Source organism: Cobetia sp. 3AK, assembly GCF_029846335.1.
GTDB lineage: Bacteria > Pseudomonadota > Gammaproteobacteria > Pseudomonadales > Halomonadaceae > Cobetia > Cobetia marina.
On the sequence record NZ_JARWKR010000007.1, the window covers coordinates 135,427 to 156,840 of the forward strand.

At 62.1% G+C, this 21,414-nt stretch carries 15 protein-coding genes and 3 tRNA genes; 14 read left to right on the top strand and 4 right to left on the bottom strand.

Translation table 11 applies throughout. The annotated features are described in order from the left end of the window. Positions 1 to 17 precede the first annotated feature (17 nt). Both kdsA and eno read left to right on the top strand, forming a co-directional pair. Positions 18 to 869 (top strand): 3-deoxy-8-phosphooctulonate synthase, encoded by an 852-nt coding sequence (kdsA, locus tag QD228_RS11880; RefSeq protein ID WP_077377966.1) that lies wholly within the window; start codon positions 18 to 20, stop codon positions 867 to 869. A gap of 102 nt (positions 870 to 971) precedes the next feature. After that, on the top strand, positions 972 to 2,261 hold the full coding sequence (gene eno / locus QD228_RS11885) for a phosphopyruvate hydratase (RefSeq protein WP_077377968.1): 1,290 nt from the start codon (positions 972 to 974) through the stop codon (positions 2,259 to 2,261). Between the two features lie 1,213 nt (positions 2,262 to 3,474). On the opposite strand, the gene fdxA is transcribed toward eno, so the two are convergent. After that, positions 3,475 to 3,798, bottom strand: a complete 324-nt coding sequence (gene fdxA / locus QD228_RS11890; RefSeq protein ID WP_077377971.1) for a ferredoxin FdxA — start codon at positions 3,796 to 3,798, stop codon at positions 3,475 to 3,477. A gap of 252 nt (positions 3,799 to 4,050) precedes the next feature. Next, positions 4,051 to 6,630 (bottom strand): DNA mismatch repair protein MutS, encoded by a 2,580-nt coding sequence (mutS, locus tag QD228_RS11895; protein ID WP_279875666.1) that lies wholly within the window; start codon positions 6,628 to 6,630, stop codon positions 4,051 to 4,053. Positions 6,631 to 6,798: 168 nt separating this feature from the next. On the opposite strand from mutS, the gene QD228_RS11900 reads away from it, so the two are divergent. The 9 genes from QD228_RS11900 (at position 6,799) to QD228_RS11940 (ending at position 15,014) form a co-directional block, all read left to right on the top strand. Next, on the top strand, positions 6,799 to 7,320 hold the full coding sequence (locus QD228_RS11900; protein WP_084207843.1) for a CinA family protein: 522 nt from the start codon (positions 6,799 to 6,801) through the stop codon (positions 7,318 to 7,320). A 231-nt stretch (positions 7,321 to 7,551) separates the two neighbouring features. Then, positions 7,552 to 8,613: a recombinase RecA gene (gene recA / locus QD228_RS11905; RefSeq protein WP_077377977.1), complete on the top strand. Its 1,062-nt coding sequence runs from the start codon at positions 7,552 to 7,554 to the stop codon at positions 8,611 to 8,613. A 147-nt stretch (positions 8,614 to 8,760) separates the two neighbouring features. Beyond that, positions 8,761 to 9,399, top strand: a complete 639-nt coding sequence (locus tag QD228_RS11910) for a regulatory protein RecX (RefSeq protein WP_254696568.1) — start codon at positions 8,761 to 8,763, stop codon at positions 9,397 to 9,399. Between the two features lie 248 nt (positions 9,400 to 9,647). Continuing rightward, positions 9,648 to 12,251, top strand: a complete 2,604-nt coding sequence (alaS, locus tag QD228_RS11915) for an alanine--tRNA ligase (RefSeq protein WP_279875667.1) — start codon at positions 9,648 to 9,650, stop codon at positions 12,249 to 12,251. Positions 12,252 to 12,360: 109 nt separating this feature from the next. After that, positions 12,361 to 13,608 carry an aspartate kinase gene (locus QD228_RS11920; RefSeq protein ID WP_077377982.1) on the top strand — a complete coding sequence of 416 codons (1,248 nt, stop codon included), beginning with the start codon at positions 12,361 to 12,363 and terminating at the stop codon, positions 13,606 to 13,608. A 362-nt stretch (positions 13,609 to 13,970) separates the two neighbouring features. Then, positions 13,971 to 14,162: a carbon storage regulator CsrA gene (gene csrA / locus QD228_RS11925; protein ID WP_043332937.1), complete on the top strand. Its 192-nt coding sequence runs from the start codon at positions 13,971 to 13,973 to the stop codon at positions 14,160 to 14,162. 490 nt (positions 14,163 to 14,652) lie between these two features. After that, positions 14,653 to 14,745, top strand: a tRNA-Ser gene (locus tag QD228_RS11930). 22 nt (positions 14,746 to 14,767) lie between these two features. Beyond that, positions 14,768 to 14,844: transfer RNA gene (locus tag QD228_RS11935), tRNA-Arg, on the top strand. 93 nt (positions 14,845 to 14,937) lie between these two features. Then, positions 14,938 to 15,014 (top strand) — tRNA-Arg (locus QD228_RS11940). Between the two features lie 207 nt (positions 15,015 to 15,221). Here QD228_RS11940 and QD228_RS11945 read toward each other — a convergent pair. Then, positions 15,222 to 16,244 (bottom strand): tRNA-dihydrouridine synthase family protein, encoded by a 1,023-nt coding sequence (locus QD228_RS11945; RefSeq protein ID WP_279875704.1) that lies wholly within the window; start codon positions 16,242 to 16,244, stop codon positions 15,222 to 15,224. Positions 16,245 to 16,498: 254 nt separating this feature from the next. On the opposite strand from QD228_RS11945, the gene QD228_RS11950 reads away from it, so the two are divergent. The 3 genes from QD228_RS11950 to QD228_RS11960 all read left to right on the top strand — a co-directional run bounded on the left by QD228_RS11950 (position 16,499) and on the right by QD228_RS11960 (position 20,189). Continuing rightward, a complete protein-coding gene (locus QD228_RS11950) occupies positions 16,499 to 16,765 on the top strand; it encodes an OadG family protein (protein ID WP_084207845.1) in 267 nt (88 codons plus the stop codon). Positions 16,766 to 16,969: 204 nt separating this feature from the next. Continuing rightward, positions 16,970 to 18,799, top strand: coding sequence for a sodium-extruding oxaloacetate decarboxylase subunit alpha (gene oadA, locus QD228_RS11955; protein WP_279875668.1), 1,830 nt, complete (start codon positions 16,970 to 16,972; stop codon positions 18,797 to 18,799). Positions 18,800 to 18,869: 70 nt separating this feature from the next. Next, positions 18,870 to 20,189: a sodium ion-translocating decarboxylase subunit beta gene (locus QD228_RS11960; RefSeq protein ID WP_279875669.1), complete on the top strand. Its 1,320-nt coding sequence runs from the start codon at positions 18,870 to 18,872 to the stop codon at positions 20,187 to 20,189. 85 nt (positions 20,190 to 20,274) lie between these two features. Here the strand turns inward: QD228_RS11960 and QD228_RS11965 are convergent, their stop codons facing one another. Next, positions 20,275 to 21,390, bottom strand: a complete 1,116-nt coding sequence (locus QD228_RS11965; protein ID WP_279875671.1) for a metal-dependent hydrolase — start codon at positions 21,388 to 21,390, stop codon at positions 20,275 to 20,277. Between the last annotated feature and the right edge of the window lie 24 nt (positions 21,391 to 21,414).

The following is a 21,414-nucleotide window of genomic DNA, read 5'->3' on the forward strand; positions in this document are numbered from 1 at the left end:
TGATGGACGGTGCAGTGATGAGCAACGAACAACGCGTGATCGAATTTGCAGGCCTGCAAGTCGCCAATGATCGGCCGATGACGCTTTTCGGTGGCATGAACGTGCTGGAATCGCGTGAGCTGGCACTGGAGGTCGCCGAGCAATATGTCGAGGTGACATCGCGCCTCGGCATGCCGTACGTCTTCAAGGCCAGCTTCGACAAGGCCAATCGCAGCTCCATGCACTCCTATCGCGGGCCGGGGATGGAGAAGGGGCTCGAGATCCTCGCCGAGATCAAGTCGCGCTTTGGCGTGCCGATCATCACTGACGTCCACGAGCCTCATCAGGCAGCTGCCGTGGCCGAAGTGGCCGATGTCATCCAGCTGCCCGCCTTCCTGGCGCGCCAGACGGATCTGGTCGTGGCCATGGCGCGCACCGGTGCCGTCATCAACGTCAAGAAGCCGCAGTTCCTGGCCCCGCACGAAATGCGCCATATCGTCGCCAAGTGCGGTGAAGCGGGCAATGACCGGATTCTGCTGTGCGAGCGCGGCTCCAGCTTCGGCTACAACAATCTGGTGGTCGACATGCTCGGCATGGCCGAGATGAAGGATACGGGGCTGCCGGTGCTGTTCGATGTCACCCACTCGCTGCAACGCCCGGGTGGGCGGGCCGATTCTGCCGGTGGTCGTCGTGAGCAGGTCTTTGATCTGGCTCGTTCCGGCGTGGCGCTGGGGCTGGCAGGCCTGTTCCTCGAGGCACATCCGGACCCGGACAATGCCAAGTGTGACGGCCCCTGTGCATTGCCGCTGGATCAGCTCGAACCCTTCCTGCGCCAGCTGCAATCGCTGGATTCGCTGGTGAAGGGCTTTGCGCCGCTGGATATTCGCTGAACATGACTACTGGCCGTTCACTACCCTGTGAGCGGCCTTTTTGCGCTATGGGCAAGATGCCCGTCGTGGTGTTTCAATCCCCCGTGTAGAGGACGACACAAGATGGCCAATATCGTCGAAATCCGCGCCCTTGAGGTGCTCGATTCCCGTGGTAACCCGACCGTACAGGCCGAGGTCGTGCTGGAAGGTGGACAACGTGCCAGCGCCTGCGCGCCTTCCGGTGCCTCCACCGGTTCGCGCGAAGCGCTGGAATTGCGTGATGGCGACAAGAGCCGTTATCTGGGCAAGGGTGTGCTGAAGGCAGTCGAAGCCGTCAATGGCCCGATCCGCGAGCGTCTCGTGGGCATGGATGCACTGGACCAGCGTGCGCTGGATGACGCCATGCTGGCGCTGGATGGCACCGAGAACAAGGAATCTCTGGGTGCCAATGCGATCCTCGCGGTCTCCCTGGCCGCTGCCAAGGCAGCTGCCCAAGCCAAGGGCATCGAGCTCTACGCTCACATCGCCGAGCTCTACGGTCAGCCGGGCAAGTACTCCATGCCGGTGCCGATGATGAACATCATCAATGGCGGCGAGCATGCCGACAACAATGTCGACATCCAGGAGTTCATGGTCCAGCCGGTCGGCGCGCCGACCTTCCGTGAAGCGCTGCGCACCGGCGCCGAGATCTTCCACGCGCTCAAGAAGGTCCTGCAGGGCCGCGATCTGAGCACTTCCGTGGGCGACGAAGGTGGTTTCGCACCGAACCTTGCCTCCAATGCCGAAGCGCTGGCGGTCATCAAGCAGGCGGTCAGCGATGCGGGCTACACGCTGGGCACTGACGTGACCCTGGCGCTGGATTGTGCCTCCTCCGAGTTCTACAAGGATGGCCAGTACAATCTGTCTGGTGAAGGCAAGAGCTTCGATGCACGTGGTTTCGTCGACTACCTGGCCGAGCTGGCGGACGAATACCCCATCGTGTCCATCGAAGACGGCATGGACGAGTCTGACTGGGAAGGCTGGAAACTGCTGACCGACAAGCTCGGCGACAAGGTGCAGCTGGTCGGTGATGACCTGTTCGTCACCAACACGCGCATCCTGAGCCGTGGTATCGATGAAGGCATCGGCAACTCCATCCTGATCAAGTTCAACCAGATCGGTTCACTGTCCGAGACCCTGGATGCGATCAAGATGGCGCAGGCCGCTGGCTTCACTGCGGTCATCTCCCACCGCAGTGGCGAGACCGAAGACACCACCATCGCCGACCTCGCCGTGGGTACCTGTGCCGGGCAGATCAAGACCGGTTCTCTGTGCCGCTCTGACCGTGTCGCCAAGTACAACCGCCTGCTGGTGATCGAGCAGCAGCTGGGCGATGTCGCCTACAATGGCCTGAAAGAGATCAAGGGCCAGTAAGCAGGCGACAGGCTTGTGGATGCCGTCTTGGTCGTCGGCATCCACAACGCTTCCACATGACGGGGTCGCACCTTCGGGTACGGCCCCGTCGTGCGTTACACGTGCTGTCCGCGCAGGTTGCGTCTCAAGTACGTGGACTTTCCCCATCTCTGCAGTCAGTTCATGTAAGCCTTTTCCTACAAGATATGCAGGACATAGAGGATAACTGCTGCACTCCGGATACGTGTTCAATCGTATGTTTTTCTATAGATTACTGTTTTACAACAGTTTTATCTAAAAGCTTCCTTGTTTGTCTCGATGCGTCTGAGCGGTTTGGCTAGTTGCCTGATGACGGCTTGCTGACCAGAATAGCGTCATGGAAGCGGGATGCGGCGGGACACCGCACCCTTGAGCAGGATGCTCTTGATGATCTTCCAGGGAGTACGTCGGGCAGGATGCCCGACTCGTCTGAACAGGATGTTCAGCGAACAGGAACCGTCAAGGATGACGGAAGCAGCTGCACTGCATGGCATCTTGTCCGAGGAGCGGGCAGGAATTGGCCAGGGACCACGGATGAATGGCCAGGTACAGGAAGTACCGGATCAGGAAGATCCAGAGTGACGGTATCGTCATTGGCAGCGGACGCGCAATCACGACAGGGATGGTTGATGGGTCTCGACCCGATATGCAGTCAGGAAGCTCGCCTTCACAGGAGTGACGGATGACGGGACATCATCCGTGTCAGGCAGACGAGGCAATCAGCGGCAGAATCTCGACGGCAGGATGCCGAGGCAAGGATGTCAGATCACGGAACATCATGAGACTGTCAGCTGAGGCAGGTCAGGAGCGGCACGGGCAGGATGCCGGGCAATGCATCTGCGATGCAGTTGCATGAGCAGGACAGCAGGGCAGGCAATAAGCAGAAACGGGCATTGTGGTGGGACAGCTGCGCAAGCAGTGCCACAATGCCCCATGCGTGACGGTGCGCTCTGAATGGCAGGATGCCATGACGGGCAGGGACAGCACCCAGGAACACGATCCAGGACGGATCGACAGGGACACGCTTGGAGCGGGCGACCTTTCGGGGTTGCCCTTTTTTGTGCCTTTTTTTCGGCCCCACCCGCCGGGCTGGCTGACCATGAGCGCTCAAGACGAAGACGGCAGCCACCCCTGAGGGAGTGGCTGCCGTCTTGATGAGAACCTGGTGCTTGCCCGGTCAGGTCGGGCAGGGCATTTACTGCTCCAGGTATTCGAGCTTGCCTTCGACACCATCCCACTTCTCGGCGTCTTCCATGGCGTCCTTCTTCTCGCTGATGTTCGGCCACACTTCGGCCAGATCGGCATTCAGCTCGATGAATTCCTTCTGATTCTCCGGCACTTCGTCCTCGGAGAAGATGGCTTCCGCGGGACACTCCGGCTCGCACAGAGCGCAGTCGATGCACTCGTCCGGGTTGATGACCAGGAAGTTGGGGCCTTCATAGAAGCAATCGACCGGGCAGACCTCCACGCAGTCAGTGTATTTGCAGCGGATGCAGTTCTCGGTGACGATGAATGCCATCTGGGTCTCCTGACGCGGGTCGGCGTCTCTCGTAGGTCGTGGTCCAGCGCCACTCTGTGCCGTCTGAGCGGCATCTTGAGTTTCAGGTTATAAGCGGCGCGAGTGTTATAAGGCGTTATTCTAGTGGCGCTCTGCCGCCCTCGCAATCAGCGTGGGCGGATCGTTTTGGAATGGTGCTATGCCCATCGCGCACTGTCGAGTGTCGGCAGGCGCATGGTGTCATGCGACTTGTCAGTCGACTCACTCCGCCGCTTACTGGATCTTGCGCCATTCATAGATGAGTTCCAGTGCCCGCTTGGGGCTCAGGTCATCCGGGTCCAGCTGGGTCAAGGCTTCGACGATCGGGTGAGGCGGTGCCGCGAAGAGATCATTCTGCTGCGGTACTGGCTGGCCGAGTGCATCTTCACGGGCAACCTGCGGACGATCGACCTCCTGCTGCTCGAGACTGGTCAATTTCTCACGTGCACGCAGGATGACGTTCTGCGGGACCCCGGCCAGCTGGGCAACCTGCAGGCCATAACTCTGGCTTGCCGGCCCCTCCTCGACACGGTGCATGAAGACGATGCCATCGTCATGCTCTGCGGCGGTCAGGTGAACGTTGGCCACGCCATCGACGTGCTCGGGGAGTGCCGTCATCTCGAAATAATGGGTCGCGAACAGCGTGAAGGCGCGCGTGCGGGCCAGGTGCTCGGCGCTTGCCCAGGCCAATGACAGGCCATCGAAGGTCGAGGTGCCGCGACCGATCTCATCCATCAGCACCAGACTCTCGTCGGTGGCGTTGTGCAGGATGCTGGCAGTCTCGGTCATCTCGACCATGAAGGTCGAGCGGCCACCGGCCAGGTCATCCGAGGAGCCGATACGCGTGAAGATGCGATCCAGCGGGCCGATGCAGGCGCGAGCGGCGGGTACGAAGCTGCCGGTATGCGCGAGCAGTGCGATCAGCGCGGTCTGACGCATGTAGGTGGATTTACCGCCCATGTTGGGGCCGGTGATCACCAGCATGCGGCGCGCATCGTCAAAGCGCACGTCGTTGGGCACGAAGGGGTGGTCGCTGACATGTTCCACCACAGGGTGGCGGCCGCCTTCGATGTCGATTCCCGGCGTGTCGCTGAGCTGCGGGCGGACGAAGTCCAGTGCGGCGGCGCGATCAGCAAAGGCGGTGAGCACATCCAGTGACGCCAGGGCGCGTGCCGTCTGCTGCAGGCCATCCAGTTCGGTATTCAGGTCATCCAGAAGGTGCTCATACAGCAGCTTCTCGCGGGCCAGCGACTTGGACTTGGCCGACAGCGCCTTGTCCTCGAATTCCTTGAGTTCCGGGATGATGAAGCGCTCGGCATTCTTGAGCGTCTGGCGGCGGATGTATTCCGGCGGAGCTTCCGCTGACTGGGAGCGCGGCAGCTCGATGAAGTAACCATGCACGCGGTTGTAGCCGACCTTGAGGTTGCTGATGCCGGTGCGCTCACGCTCACGGGTCTCGAGGGCCACCAGATACTGACCGGCGTTCTCGGAGAGGCCGCGATACTCGTCCAGCTCATCGTCGTAGCCATCGGCGATCACCCCGCCATCGCGCAGCACGACCGGCGGATTCTCGATCAGCGCTTCGCTGAGCATGGCCGAGAGGGCGGGGAACAGGCGGATGCCATCGCGCAGGTCATCGATGGCACTGCCTTTCTCGACGCTGGCGAGCACGGCACGCAGCTCTGGCAGTGTATTGAGGCCATCACGCAGGCGCGCCATGTCCCGCGGGCGGGCGCTGCGCAGTGCAACACGCGCCAGGATGCGCTCCACATCGCCGATCCGCTTGAGCAGGCCTTGCAGTTCGAATGGGTAGTCGCCCTCCATCAAGCGCTGCACTGCCGCCTGGCGCTGGCCGATCTGGGTCTGATCGCGCAGCGGGCGGTTGAGCCAGCGCTTGAGCAGGCGTGAGCCCATCGCGGTGGCAGTCACGTCCAGCACACTGGCCAGCGTGTTGTCGCTGCTGCCGCCCAGGTTGGTGTCGATCTCGAGGTTGCGACGGCTGGCGGCATCGATCACGACCGAATCGTCGCGACTCTCCACGGCCAGCGCCGTCACGTGGGGCAGACCGGTGCGCTGCGTGTCACGCGCGTAGTCGAGCAGGGCACCAGCAGCGGTGACCGCGCAGGTCAGATGACTGCAACCGAAACCATTGAGGTCCTGAACGCCGAACTGATCGCACAGCAGGCGCAACGCGGTCTCATGGTCGAAATGCCAGTCGCTCTGACGGGTCAGGCCCGGGCGTGAGGCAAGACTGCTTGGCAGTTCACGACTCTCGCCGACCATCAGCTCGGCGGGTGACAGACGCTGGATCTCGGCCAGCAGTTCTTCATCGCCATTGACTTCCAGTACGCTGAAGCGTCCTGAGGAAAGCTCCAGTGCCGCCAGGCCCCAGGTCTCACCGTCTCGATGCAGCGCCACCAGCAGATTGTCACGGCTGGCATCCAGAAGCGCCTCGTCATGCAGGGTGCCCGGTGTGACGATGCGCACCACCTTGCGCTCGACGGGACCCTTGGTGGTCGCGGGGTCGCCGATCTGCTCGCAGATGGCCACGGATTCGCCCATTTTCACCAGGCGTGCCAGGTAACCCTCGGCGCTGTGATAAGGCACCCCTGCCATGGGAATGGGGGAGCCGCCGGAGCTGCCACGTGCCGTCAGGGTGATATCGAGCAATTGCGCGGCTCGCTTGGCGTCCTCATGGAACAGCTCATAGAAGTCGCCCATGCGATAGAACAGCAGCACACCGGGGTGCTCGCGTTTGATCTTCATGTACTGCGCCATCATCGGCGTCATCTGGGGCGCGCTGTTCTTGGCCATGGCCATGGACTTCCTTGACTGCACTGCAATGGGAAAAAGACGCACATGCGAGAACACGGCATGCGGGATGCGCGATATTCTACGGACTGGCGCGGCCGGCTCCAATGCCTGTGATGCCTCCTGCTCGCTTCCCTTTTCCTCAGACCACTTCTAGAAAGGAGTTCGTTCATGGCCCGATTGACGGATACGACGTCCGAGGCACCGGATGCGAATGCACTGGCCGAGCAGCTGCAGGCGCTGGCATTGGCGCGCGGAGTCCAGATCACTGCTGCAGAGTCATGCACCGGGGGTGGCGTGAGTGCCGCGATCACGGCGATTTCCGGTAGCTCCGGCTATTTCGAGGCGGGCTATGTGACGTACTCGAATGCTGCCAAGCGGCGTCTGCTCGGCGTCAGCGAAGCATCGCTCGCGGACTTCGGGGCAGTCTCCGAGGCCGTCGTGCGCGAGATGGTCAAGGGAGCGTGTCGTGACAGCGGTGCCGAATTGGGGGTGGCAATCAGTGGTGTGGCGGGTCCGGGAGGCGGCAGTGAAGAAAAGCCCGTGGGGACGGTGTGGCTGGCATGGGGCAGTGAGGCGCGACAGCAGGCGCGGTGTTTCCACTTTCCGGGAGACCGCCAGGCCGTGCGCGACGCCGCCGTGAGGGTGGCATTGCAAGGCTTGATCGAATGCGTGGAAGCCTGGCAGGGCTGAACTGGTGAGGCTCGAGACGCATGCAACCCTCTGCGTTGAGACTGCTGCCTGAAAAAGCGCATCACCGGACTGGCAGAACGATGAAACATGCGGCATCATACTGTCCATGTATACAGGGTTTTGCCATGACAGCCCAGCCGCTAGGCTGACAGTCTCTGCATCACCCGAAGCTTGAGAATTTCCTATTTCAGGTGGTTGCCCATGCGGCGCCGCCGTTCGACAGGAGGCCACATGGCACAGGACGACAATCGTACCAAGGCGCTGAACGCGGCGCTGTCCCAGATCGAGCGCCAGTTCGGCAAGGGCGCCGTCATGCGCATGGGCGATGCCCCGCGTGTGGCCATCCCGTCGGTATCCACCGGGTCTCTGGGCCTGGATATCGCGCTCGGCATCGGTGGCCTGCCTTTCGGTCGAGTGGTCGAGATCTACGGTCCGGAATCCTCGGGCAAGACGACACTGACGCTCTCGGTCATCGCCCAGGCCCAGAAGCAGGGCAAGGTGTGTGCCTTCATCGATGCCGAGCACGCGCTGGATCCGTCCTACGCCGAGAAGCTGGGCGTCAATCTGGACGAGATGCTGGTCTCCCAGCCGGATACCGGTGAGCAGGCACTCGAGATCGTCGACATGCTGGTGCGTTCCGGTGGTGTCGACGTCATCATCGTCGATTCCGTGGCAGCCCTGACGCCGCGTGCCGAGATCGAGGGTGAGATGGGTGACTCCCACGTCGGCCTGCAGGCGCGTCTGATGTCCCAGGCGCTGCGCAAGGTGACGGGCCACATCAAGAATGCCAACTGCATGGTAGTGTTCATCAACCAGATCCGCATGAAGATCGGGGTGATGTTCGGTAGCCCGGAAACCACCACCGGTGGTAACGCGCTGAAGTTCTACTCGAGTGTCCGTCTCGACATCCGTCGTACCGGCTCCGTGAAGTCCGGCGATGAAGTCACCGGTAACGAGACTCGCGTCAAGGTCGTGAAGAACAAGGTCGCGCCGCCGTTCCGCCAGGCCGAGTTCCAGATTCTCTACGGCAAGGGCATCTACCACGCCGGTGAGGTCATTGATCTGGGCGTGCAGTGTGGTCTGGTCGGCAAGGCAGGTGCCTGGTACAGCTACCAGGGCAGCAAGATCGGTCAGGGCAAGGCCAACTCCGCCCAGTATCTGGAGGACAACCCCGCGATCATGGAAGAGATCGAGAGCCAGATTCGCGCCCAGCTGCTGGCTTCTCCGGAAACCAAGGAAGAGGCCAAGGAAGAAGTGGTCGCCGAAAATGAAGATGATCTGGATCTCGATTGAGACCTGCTCGAGAACGTGTTCATTGAGCGCTGATTTCAGCGCCTTTCAGTGATCTGCAGCGCCCGCCCCGTTTTCGGTGGCGGGCGCTGTGCGTTTTGCACCGGGGATTTCGCCATCTCGGGTGCCCCTCCAGAAAGGAGCGCCAACATGCACGATCAGGAAAGAGAGACCGCCGGGCCAGACTATCAGCCCCTCGATGTCGGCGCGATGACGCCGCAACGGCGTGCCCGCAATGACGCCATCGCACGTCTGGCACGCCGCGAGCACAGCCGTCGCGAGCTGCACGACTATCTCAAGGAGCGCGACTACCTGCAGACCGTCAGCGATGATGCGCTGGCGGAGCAGTCCGCGAGTGGCGAGGAGGGCGCCGAGACGCGCTTGAGTCGTGATGAGGTCGAGCTGCTGATCGAGGAAGTGCTGGAGCGTCTGGTCGAGGAAGGCCTGCAATCCGATGAGCGCTTCGCCGCCAGCTTCCTGCGGACACGGGTGCTGAGGGGGCAGGGCCCCAGGCGTATCCAGCAGGAGTTGCGCCAGCGTGGCATCGACAACGAGACGTCAGGTGCCGTGATGCGTGCTGCCTGTGATCCGGTGCCTGATGCCTTCGGACATGTTGATGCGGTGGACTTCTTCGAGCTGGCGCGCGAGACGTTGGCAAGGCGCTTTTCCTCAGCGGGCGAGGGTCACAAGGAGCGTGCGCGCCGAGAGCGCTTCCTGCTCCAGCGCGGCTTCGACTACGAGCAGTTGCGCTACGCCATGGAGTCCGCCTGGACGGAAGACGAGGCGTGAGGCCAGCCATTGCCCAGGCAATGGCTCGGAACGCGCAAACCGGTCACTCAAGCCATTTCCCCCCCTTTAGCTTGCGCGAACAGGCGTTATACTAGGTCGTCTTGCGACGGCACGGGGCAGGCGCCTTCTTTCATGCTTTTCATTGCACCTCCATGCATTCCCACATGGATGAACATGCAAAAACCATGCGGAAGTCATGCAGAAGAAGACCCCCGGAGCGTCTTTACGCACATCGCTACGGAACCTCTATGAAAAGCGCAGAAATCAGAAACGCCTTCCTGACCTATTTCGAGAAGCAGGGGCATACCATCGTTCCCACCAGTTCTCTGGTGCCGAACAACGACCCGACCCTGCTGTTCACCAACGCCGGCATGGTGCCCTTCAAGGATGTCTTCCTGGGCCGTGATCCGCGTGGCTACAGCCGTGCCACCTCCGCACAGCGCTGCGTGCGCGCCGGCGGCAAGCACAATGACCTGGACAACGTCGGTTACACCGCACGTCACCACACTTTCTTCGAGATGCTGGGCAACTTCAGCTTCGGTGACTACTTCAAGCGCGAAGCCATCCAGTTCGCCTGGAAGTTCCTGACCGAAGAGCTGGGCCTGCCGAAGGAGAAGCTGTGGGTCACCGTGCACGTCAGTGATGACGAAGCCCGTGACATCTGGTTCAACGAGGTCGGCATCGATCAGAACCGCTTCTCGCGTCTCGACGAGGACAACTTCTGGCAGATGGGCGACACCGGCCCCTGTGGCCCGTCTTCCGAGATCTTCTATGATCACGGTGAAGACGTCGCCGGTGGCCCGCCGGGCAGCCCGGACGAAGATGGCGACCGCTACATCGAGATCTGGAACCTGGTCTTCATGCAGTTCGATCGTGATGCCGAAGGCACGCTGAACCCGCTGCCTAAGCCGTCCATCGATACCGGCATGGGGCTGGAGCGCGTCGCGGCCGTGATGCAGGGCGTGCACTCCAACTACGAGATCGACCTGTTCCAGAATCTGCTGGCGGCGGCGGCCGAGATCATCGGTCACGACAACATCACCACTCCCTCGCTGCGCGTGGTGGCGGATCACATCCGTTCGTGTGCCTTCCTGATCGCCGATGGCGTGCTGCCGTCCAACGAAGGGCGTGGCTACGTGCTGCGCCGCATCATTCGCCGTGCCGTGCGTCATGGTCACAAGCTGGGCGCGCGCGGCAGCTTCTTCTACAAGCTGGTCGCGGCGCTGGATGCCGAGATGGGCGATGCCTATCCGGAACTGCGCTCTGCGCGTGAGCAGATCGAGCGTGTGCTGCTCAAGGAAGAGGAGCAGTTCGCGCGTACGCTGGAGCACGGCATGAAGCTGCTCGAGGAGGCCATCGCCGAGCTGGATGGCAATACCCTCGACGGCGAAACCATCTTCAAGCTCTACGATACCTACGGCTTCCCCTACGACCTGACCGCCGACATCTGCCGCGAGCGCGAACTGATCCTCGATGAGGCCGGTTTCGAGGCCGCGCTGGAAGCTCAGCGTGAGCGTGCACGTGCTGCCAGCAATTTCGGGGGCGACTATTCCGCCAACCTGACGCTGGAAGGCGAGACGCAATTCACCGGCTATGATCACCTCGAGGGTGAGGCGACCGTCACCGCGCTGTTCGACAGCGAAGGCAATGCGCTCGAGCGTCTCGAGGCCGATACCAAGGGCATCGTGGTACTCGATACCACGCCGTTCTATGGCGAGTCCGGTGGTCAGGCGGGCGATACCGGTTATCTGCATCTGGAGGGCGGCCGTTTCCAGGTCAGCGATACCCAGAAGCAGGCCGGACATCATCTGCATCACGGTGTGCTGATCGAAGGTTCGCTCGCGGTGGGCGACGCGGTGCGTCCGCAGGTCGATGCAGACCTGCGTGCTGCCTCCGTGCGCAACCACTCCGCCACGCACCTGCTGCATGAAGCGCTGCGCCAGGTGCTGGGTGAGCACGTCCAGCAGAAGGGCTCGCTGGTGACGGCCGAGCGCCTGCGCTTCGACTTCAGTCACTTTGAGGCGATGACCGCAGAACAGCTCTCCGAGGTCGAGCGCATCGTCAATGTGCAGATTCTCGCCAACGCCGAGACCACCATCGAGTTCATGACTCTCGATGAAGCCAAGGCGCGCGGCGCGGCGGCACTCTTCGATGCCAAGTATGGTGAGCAGGTCCGCGTGCTGACCATCGGTCAGAATGCCTTCTCCATCGAGCTGTGTGGCGGGACTCACGTCAGGCGCAGTGGTGACATCGGTCAGATGCACATCATCGCCGAGACTGGCATCGCCTCCGGCGTGCGCCGTATCGAAGCCATCACTGGCCGTGCGGCACGTGATTTCCTGCTGGCGCAGGAAGCGACCCTGACTCGTCTGGGCGAGCGCCTCAAGGCCAAGCCGGAGCAGGTCGAGGAGCGTGTCACCAGTCTGCTTGAGCGCAACCGCGGTCTCGAGAAGGAGCTTGAGCGTCTGAAGGCCAAGCTGGCGTCCGCCTCTGCCAGTGACATGCTGAGCGACATCGCGGATGTCCAGGGGCTCAAGGTGCTGGCCAAGCAGGTCGAAGGCGTCTCCGGCAAGGAGTTGCGTGGCCTGATGGATGACCTGAAATCCAAGCTGGGTTCCGGCATTCTGGTGCTTGGCGTCGCGGATGGTGACAAGGTCAGCCTGATTGCGGGCGTCACCGATGATCTGACCTCGCGCATCAAGGCGGGTGATCTGGTGCGTCACGTGGCTGAGCAGGTCGGTGGCAAGGGCGGTGGTCGTGCTGACATGGCGCAGGCCGGTGGCAGTGATGCCGCATCGCTTCCCGGGGCACTGGCCGGCGTGCCAGCCTGGGTAGACGCCCAGCTGGGGTAAGAAGACAAGATGAAGGCCGGGCTTCTCGTGAGGAGACCCGGCCTCTTTTTGGGCCCGCATGAGTCTCATGTGGGGACAACGCAAACGGACACGGATAACGGAAACGCACATGGCGCTATACGTTCAGAAGTTCGGAGGCACTTCGGTCGGCTCGGTGGAGCGGATCAAGGCCGTCGCCGAGAAGGTCAAGCGATTCCGCGACGAAGGCCATCAGGTTGTCGTGGTCGTCTCAGCCATGAGTGGCGAGACGAACCGACTGATCGGTCTCGCCAGCGAGATCAACGATGACCCGACGCCGCGCGAAATGGACATGCTGGTCTCTACCGGTGAGCAGGTGACCATCTCCCTGCTGGCCATGGCACTGCAGAAGATCGGTGTCGACGCGACCTCCTATACCGGCGCTCAGGTAGGCATTCGTACCGATAGCGCGCACACCAAGGCGCGTATCCAGCGCATCGACACCGATGACCTGCGCGAAGACCTCGATGCTGGCAAGGTCGTGGTGGTCGCTGGCTTCCAGGGGGTCGATGATGAAGGCAATATCACGACACTGGGGCGCGGTGGCTCGGACACCACCGGCGTCGCCCTGGCGGCAGCCCTCAAGGCGGACGAGTGTCAGATCTATACCGATGTCGATGGTGTCTACACCACTGATCCACGTGTGTGCTCCAAGGCACGTCGTCTGGAAACGGTGACCGTCGAGGAAATGCTGGAAATGGCGAGCCTTGGCTCCAAGATCCTGCAGATCCGTTCGGTGGAATTCGCCGGCAAGTACAATGTTCCCCTGCGTGTGCTGTCTTCCTTCGAGGATGGCCCGGGTACCCTGATCGTCGCTGAGGAAGAAGACAACATGGAAGAACCGCTGATCTCCGGCATTGCCTTCAATGTCAACGAAGCCAAGCTGACCCTGCTCAACACGCCGGACATTCCGGGTGTCGCCTCCAAGATTCTGGGCCCGATCGCCGATTCCAACATCGAGATCGACATGATCGTCCAGAACGTCTCCCCGGACGGCAATACGACCGACTTCTCCTTCACGGTGGCCAAGAGCGACTTCAAGGCGACCCAACGCATCCTCAACGAGACGGTCATTCCGTCCGTCGGCGGTGGGGAGCTCAGAGGCGATGACAATATCGCCAAGGTCTCGCTGGTCGGTGTCGGCATGCGTTCCCATGCCGGTGTCGCCTCCAAGATGTTCCGCGTGCTGGCGGAAGAGGGCATCAACATCCGCATGGTGTCCACGTCCGAGATCAAGATCTCCGTTCTGATCGACGAGAAGTTCATGGAGCTGGCCGTGCGTGCACTGCACACCGCCTTCGGCCTGGATGCGGAAGCCGTCAGCGACGAGACTGCCTGATTTGCATTGAATGATCAGCACAATGGTGCTCAGATGAAGTGACTTGCCACCCGTGGGTGGCTCGTCCTTCCGCCAGGGACTGCACTGCATGGAAGTGAGGCCCGGCAAGGAGCGCCAGGGGCCCTGCCTCATGCACCCGATACATTGGCGATCGCACCTTCTGGGGGAGAGCCGGTGTGTCGGGTGCTTTCATTCAACGAGTCATTCAGTTGATATGAAGGGGTGGTGTTGGCCGTCGGAGCATGCATGACGCATAATCTCCAGGCCTCATGCACCTCGGTGGCCGGCTCGTCCCTGCCGGTCGCTGACTTCGAATCCTGTTGCCGTCCCGGCTGTATGAATTACTGACAAGGAGATCAGTCATGCTCATCCTGACCCGTAGAGTAGGTGAAACGCTGATGATTGGTGATGACATCACCGTCACCGTGCTCGGTGTGAAGGGAAATCAGGTGCGAATCGGTGTCAACGCACCCAAGGACGTCGCCGTCCATCGTGAAGAGATCTATCAGCGTATCCAGCGCGAGAAGGAAGACAACGGTGATGCCATCGCCTGATGGCATGTCATGCCCACCAGATGGCTCCGGATACTCTCGAGAGCACCACACGAACGCCAACCACGCTGTCCACCTGGTTGGCGTTCGTGTTTCTGGGATATGGTCTGTGCGGTCTGGGCGTTGCCCGGTCCTGGCGGCCTGAGTGACTCGATCCGTTCAGGCTCAGATGCATGCGTCGGAGGCATCAGACAGAGCTGAATGGGCGGCTGAGCGTCAAGTCAGTGTTCCATAAGGAAAAAATTCACTTTTTTCCTGGAAAGGGGGAGACAGACGACTTCTTCTTGGGTATTATTCCCGCTCCCTCGAACGAGACGCGACGACAGGCTAGCCATCGTCATGTTCTGGTTCATGCGGGGAGATTGCTTGGGGGCGCGCAGCCTCGAGCCTGTTGTCGAATGGTGATGAGATGTTCTGCATCGAAGCCAAAAAATCGACACAGGGGCTAGACAAAGCCCAATCAAATGAGTAAGATATGCGCCGTACCTGATGAGGAGAGGTGGCCGAGTGGCTGAAGGCGCTCCCCTGCTAAGGGAGTATAGGGTTTATAGCCCTATCGAGGGTTCGAATCCCTCTCTCTCCGCCATTAGGTACAAATGCAGTAAGATGCGCCCTTAGCTCAGCTGGATAGAGTACCTGACTACGAATCAGGCGGTCGGAGGTTCGAATCCTCCAGGGCGCGCCACTGCAATGCAAGACGGTGTTGGAAAGACACAATACTCGCAAGTCAAGTCCTGAAGACATTTGAAATGCTCAGGCCACAGATTTCAAGGTTTATGCGCCCTTAGCTCAGCTGGATAGAGTACCTGACTACGAATCAGGCGGTCGGAGGTTCGAATCCTCCAGGGCGCGCCAATTGAAAAACCCGCTTCACTGAAGCGGGTTTTTCTTCGTCTGAAGAAAAGTCAGGCATCTTCGGTCTCAGCCGGCATGGCCTCGATCCTTGCCTTCATGTCATGTCTGACAGTTCCCCGTTTTCCTTGACTGTGATGTCACGCCTTCGGGCGGACGATCGCTAGGGCGCCCTTTTCGCGAGGGGCGCCTTTTTTTGTTTCGGACGGATCAGGCGAGGGCGGGCAAGTCGGCGGATTCCGGCATGCGGGTCACCGATGTCAACAGACTCGGCGCCAATGCCAGCGAGGTACCTGCAACCAGACCGGTGAAGAATTCGGCGCGCCCCTTGTGGCGCTTGATGGCCTGGAAGCGACGTTCCGCTTCCTCGTTGCCGCTCTGGCGCATCATGTTCATCCACTGCTTGAGCAGCGGCACCATCACCTTGTCAGGCAGATGAGCGCAGCGTTCGGCGTGGGAGAGCAGCACCTGTGCACGCTGTGTCCAGTCCGTCTCGGGCAGCAACTCCCCGGTCATCTGCCAGTGCTTGATGCGCGCCGCGAGGAAGGGGTCGGCCAGGGCGGCACGCCCCAGCATCACATCGCGACAGCCGGACAGTGTGCGAGCCCGCCAGTAGCAGGGCATGTCCCAGATGTCCCCATTGGCAACGACCGGAATGGAGAGCTCGGACGTGATCTTGCCGATCCATTCCCAGTGCGCTGGCGGACGATAGCCTTCCTGTTTGGTGCGCCCATGCACGACCAGCTGCGTGGCGCCCCCGGCCTGGGCTGCCTGAGCGCATGCCAGTGCCAGGCGACGGTCGTTGAAGCCGAGGCGAATCTTGGCCGTGACGGGTACCCCGGTGCCCTTGAGGGCATCGCGCACGCCCTCCACCGCACGAAAGACGCGGTCCGGCGAGCGCAGCAGGGCTGCGCCTCCGTCGTGACGGTTGACGGTCTTGGCCGGGCAGCCGAAGTTGATGTCGACGCTGGGTGCCCCCAGGCGTGCCGCGACGCGAGCGTTGATGCCCAGCGCCTCGGGGTCAGCACCCAACAGCTGCAATGCGACCGGTGTGTCGTGTCGTGTGCGTGCCGTCCGTGTCGGGGAGGCTTCCAGCAGCTCCGGGCAGATACGCTTGAAGACGCGAGGCGGTAGCTTGACATGCGTCACGCGCACGAATTCCGTCACACACCAGTCATAGCCGCCAAGGCCGGTGAGACATTCGCGCGTGATGTCATCAATCACGCCTTCCATCGGCGCGATGCCGATGCGGCCAGCCCGCGCGAGGGCTTGTGGGGTCAACGATGGTGTCATTGCAATTGCCGTGGAATCAGGCACTTTAAAGCGATCAACAAGCACTGAATGCCGCTGCATGGGGTGTCGACAGTGGCCAGCGACGCAACGGCGTGAACGCTTGGACGTGTCGAGCATCATCGAAGGCATGGGCAATCATCGCTCATGCCGCACCCTGATTGGCGCGATGACGAGAATGACTCGAGGACACTGGCATGCAAGAGAATGATCTGCTCGGTGAAGGCTTGAACCTGATGGTGTTCGGGATGGGGTTCGTGTTCGTGTTTCTAAGTCTGCTGGTAGTCGCCATGATGGCGATGGCCAAGCTGGTGGACCGTTTTGCGCCCGCGCCGCTACCGGCTGCACCGCGCACGACGCGCGCGCCTGTCTCGGCGGCACCTGCAGCAGAGGATGACAGCGAACTGACGGCTGTCATGGCGGCGGCGATTCACCGCTTTCGCCAGGATCATCACAAGCACTGAGATCTCGCGGAAGTCGTCGGTGCTGCTGGTACTCTCGGAGCGCCGGAGCGACACCGCAGCGAGAAAGCGGCGATTCTATCATGAGCCGTCCGGTGGGGAGACCACCTCTCGAGTGCAATATTCTGTGTGGCAGGCGCAGTGAAAGGCAAGCCTGCCGCCACGGCAGAACTCGATATCCACATTATAAAGAACAAGGGATCACTCATGGACAAGCAACCGCTGGGCATCACGGATGTGGTACTGCGCGACGCGCATCAGTCATTGCTGGCCACGCGCATGCGCCTCGATGACATGCTGCCGATCGCCGCCAAGCTGGACGACATCGGCTTCTGGTCGCTGGAGAGCTGGGGCGGCGCGACCTTCGACGCCTGCATTCGCTACCTGGGCGAAGACCCCTGGGCGCGCATACGTGCCTTGAAGGAAGCGATGCCCAAGACTCAGCAGCAGATGCTGCTGCGCGCCCAGAACCTGCTCGGCTATCGTCATTACGCCGATGACGTGGTGGATGCCTTCGTCAAGCGTGCCGCGACCAGCGGTGTCGATGTCTTCCGTGTCTTCGACGCGATGAATGACCCGCGCAACCTCGAGCGTCCGCTCAAGGCAGTGCTGGATCAGGGCAAGCATGCCCAGGGCACCATCTCCTACACCGTGAGCCCCGTGCACACGCTGGAGATGTGGGTGGAGCTGGCGCAGAAGATCGAGTCCATGGGGGCCCAGTCGCTGGCGATCAAGGACATGGCGGGCCTGCTGACGCCGTATACCGCCTTCGAGCTGGTCTCGCGCCTCAAGGCGAGCCTGTCGATCCCGATCCACATGCAGTGCCATGCCACCACCGGGCTTTCCACCGCCACGGCTCTCAAGGCCATCGAGGCGGGCATCGACAACGTCGACACCTCCATCTCCTCGATGTCGATGACCTACGGCCACAGCCCGACCGAATCGGTCGTCGCGATGCTGGCAGGCACCGAGCGCGATACCGGACTGGACCTCGAGAAGCTCGAGGATATCGCGGCCTACTTCCGCGAAGTGCGCAAGAAATACGCGGCATTCGAGGGCAGTCTGCGCGGTATCGACTCGCGCATTCTGGTCGCCCAGGTGCCGGGTGGCATGCTCACCAACATGGAAGGCCAGCTCAAGGAGCAGGGCGCCGGTGACAAGCTGGATGACGTGCTCGCCGAGATACCACGCGTACGCAAGGACCTGGGCTATATCCCGCTGGTGACCCCGACCTCACAGATCGTCGGCACCCAGTCGGTGATGAACGTGATGATGGGTGAGCGCTACAAGTCGATCTCCAAGGAAGTGCAGGCGTTGCTCAAGGGTGAATATGGCGCGGCGCCGGCACCCTTCGACAGCGAACTTCAGTCCCGCGTGCTGGAAGGCGCCGAGCCGATCACCTGCCGCCCGGCAGACAACCTGACGCCGGAGATGGAGCGTCTGCGTGAGGAGCTCAAGGGCAAGGCCAAGGAGGAAGGTATCGCGCTGGAGAGCGGCGAACGCGAGACCGATGACGTGCTGACCTACGCGCTCTTCCCGCAGATCGGCCTCAAGTTCCTGCGCAACCGTGGCAACCCGGATGCCTTCGAGCCCGCCCCGCAGGCTGTCGATGACAAGGCATCCAAGGCCGCCGCAGCGCCGGTCTCTAGTGCTCCGGCCGTCAGTGCTCAAGGCGCGTCGAGCGGCCCGCAGACCTACACCCTGAACGTCAACGGCAAGCAGTATGTCGTCGAGGTCGCCGAAGGCGGAGACATCACCCAGGTGCAGGCCAGCGAGCCTGCGGCATCGGCTCCGGCAGCCGCGGCACCTGCCGCCCAGGCCGCCTCCGGTGAGCCGGTGAATGCGCCGTTGGCGGGCAACATCTTCAAGGTCAATGTCGCCGTCGGTGACAGCGTGGTGGAAGGAGATGTCGTGATCATTCTCGAGGCCATGAAGATGGAGACCGAGATCCGTGCCCACCAGGCCGGTACCGTCTCCGCGGTGAAGGTCAAGGAAGGCGACAGTGTCAGTGTCGGCGACGTTCTGATCACCCTCTGAGCCGGTGTGTCCGGCCCGTCGGCATGCACGACGGGCCGGTCGGTGATGCTCCTCTGCAAGGCGACACGACATGGACAAGATACTCAACCTCTGGCACGGCTCGGGGCTCTACAACATGAGCTTCGGCCAGCTGGCGATGATCGTCATCGGCCTTGGCCTGCTTTATCTGGCGATCCGCAAGAACTTCGAACCCCTGCTGCTGGTGCCGATCGGCTTCGGTGGCATTCTGGCCAACATTCCGGAAGCCGGACTGGCGCTGTCTGCTGCCGAGCAGGCGGCGCATCTCGGCAAGCCGGAGCTGCTGGCTTCGATGGCCAATCTGCTCAACGTCAACATCGCCAGCCTGCCGCTGGATGAGGCGCGCCACGCGGTGGAGCAGGCACTGCATGGCGAGATTCCCGCAGTGCTCAAGCAGCAGGCCAGCAACATGGCGCTGGATGGTGGCTTCTCCAACGGCATGCTGTACAGCTTCTACAGCGTGGCGATCGCTTCCGGCATCGCGCCGTTGGTGATCTTCATGGGCGTTGGGGCGATGACGGATTTCGGTCCGTTGCTGGCCAACCCCAAGACCCTGTTCCTCGGGGCGGCGGCGCAGTTCGGCATCTTCGCGACGCTGCTGGGCGCGGTGGCGTTGACCTCGATGGGGCTGATGGACTTCAGCCTGCAGCAATCGGCGGCCATCGGCATCATCGGCGGTGCGGACGGCCCGACCTCCATCTACGTCGCCAGTCTGCTGGCACCGGAGCTGCTGGGGGCGATCGCCGTGGCGTCCTACTCCTACATGGCACTGGTGCCGATGATCCAGCCGCCGATCATGCGCGCGCTGACCACCGCCAAGGAACGCAGCCTGGTGATGACGCAGCTGCGTCCGGTCTCCAAGACCGAGAAGATCCTGTTCCCGCTGGTGCTGTTGATCATGGTGGCGATGCTGCTGCCGGACGCCGCACCGCTGCTGGGCATGTTCTGCTTCGGTAACCTGATGCGCGAGTGCGGTGTGGTGGAGCGTCTGTCGGATACCGCCCAGAACGCGCTGATCAACATCACTACCATCTTCCTGGGACTGTCGGTGGGCTCCAAGCTGCAGGCCGACAAGTTTCTGGCGGTGGAGACGCTGGGCATTCTGGCCCTCGGCGTGGTCGCCTTCGGTATCGGCACGGCCTGCGGGGTACTGATGGCCAAGCTGATGAACAAGATCTCCAAGACTCCCATCAATCCGTTGATCGGTTCGGCGGGTGTCTCGGCGGTGCCGATGGCGGCACGTGTCTCCAACAAGGTCGGGCTCGAGTACAACCCGCACAACTTCCTGCTGATGCATGCCATGGGGCCGAACGTGGCCGGCGTGATCGGCTCGGCGGTAGCCGCGGGGGTGATGATCAAGTACCTCGGTTGATCGTCTTTGCAGTACTGAGACGACAACGCCCGCCATGGCTTCCATGGCGGGCGTTGTCGTCTCTCGGGCCTTCATCAGCGGCGCTTTATCTTGTCTCGGCCGAGGGGCTGGAGGGCGTGGCAGAGACGGTGCGCTGGCTTGGCTGCATGCGGGATGCCGGGTCATGGATGGCTTGCCAGAGGCTCAGCAAGGCAGCGCGATCGACACGCTGACTGGGCAGTCGCTGGCTGTCGTCCAGAGAATGCCATTCACGTGTGCTGGTCTGGCGGGCCAGCGCGAAACGGAAGGGGTGATAGCCGGGCGAGCCCAGGCGGGTATCGGTCACCGCCAGCAGCGTCTCACCCTCTGATGTCCGCTCGCGGCTCGCCCGCAGGTAGGGCGCGGCGAACCAGCGCAGACGCTGTCCATCCTCAAGCTTCCCGACCTCGGCATCCAGCGCTGGCTGGCGCGGGAAATCCCGTCGCGCCAGTGCCATCAATTGCTCGTCGGAATCGAAGACACCGACCATCCACTCGTGATCCGCCAGCGGCGTGACCACGCTGACCCGCCATAGCAGGCTGTTGAAGGGCGTGGGCTGCACCATGCGTGGGGCGTCCGTGAACCCCTGACTGGCCAATACCGGCGCCATGCGATGTTCCACCCAGCTCTTGGCGGCCAGCCCCCAGCCAAGATAGAGGCTCGAGAGCATCAGGCCAGTGGCCAGCAATCGTCCCGCGTGACCGCGTATGGCGACCCACAGGCCGGTGATCAGCAGCGGCAGGGTGTAGAGCGGGTCGATGATGAAGATGCTGGCCAGGCTCACCGGTCGGCTTGGCCATGGCCACAGCAGCTGGGTGCCATAGGTGGTGAAGGCATCCAGCAGCGGGTGCGTGACCAGGCACAGCAGGCAGTAGGCGATCAGGCGGCCACGCCCCAATGGTGCCAGGCGTGGAAGACGGGCGAGCAGCCAGCCGAGCAGAATGCCCAGCAGCCCCAGCACCGGCAGGGAATGGCTGAAGCCGCGATGATGGGTGTAATTGGCGACGGCGTCGCCGTAATCGATCATCACGTCGAGATCGGGCAGGGTGCCGAGTGCCGCTCCACCGAGCAATGCATGACGGATGGCAGCGCCGCGTCTTTCGACGGGCAAGTGTCGGATGGCGGGCGCCATGACGGCACCGCCCACGGCGGCTCCGAGGCAGATCTGGGTAAGGGAGTCCATCGGCGGGCTACCTGCGAGAGGGAA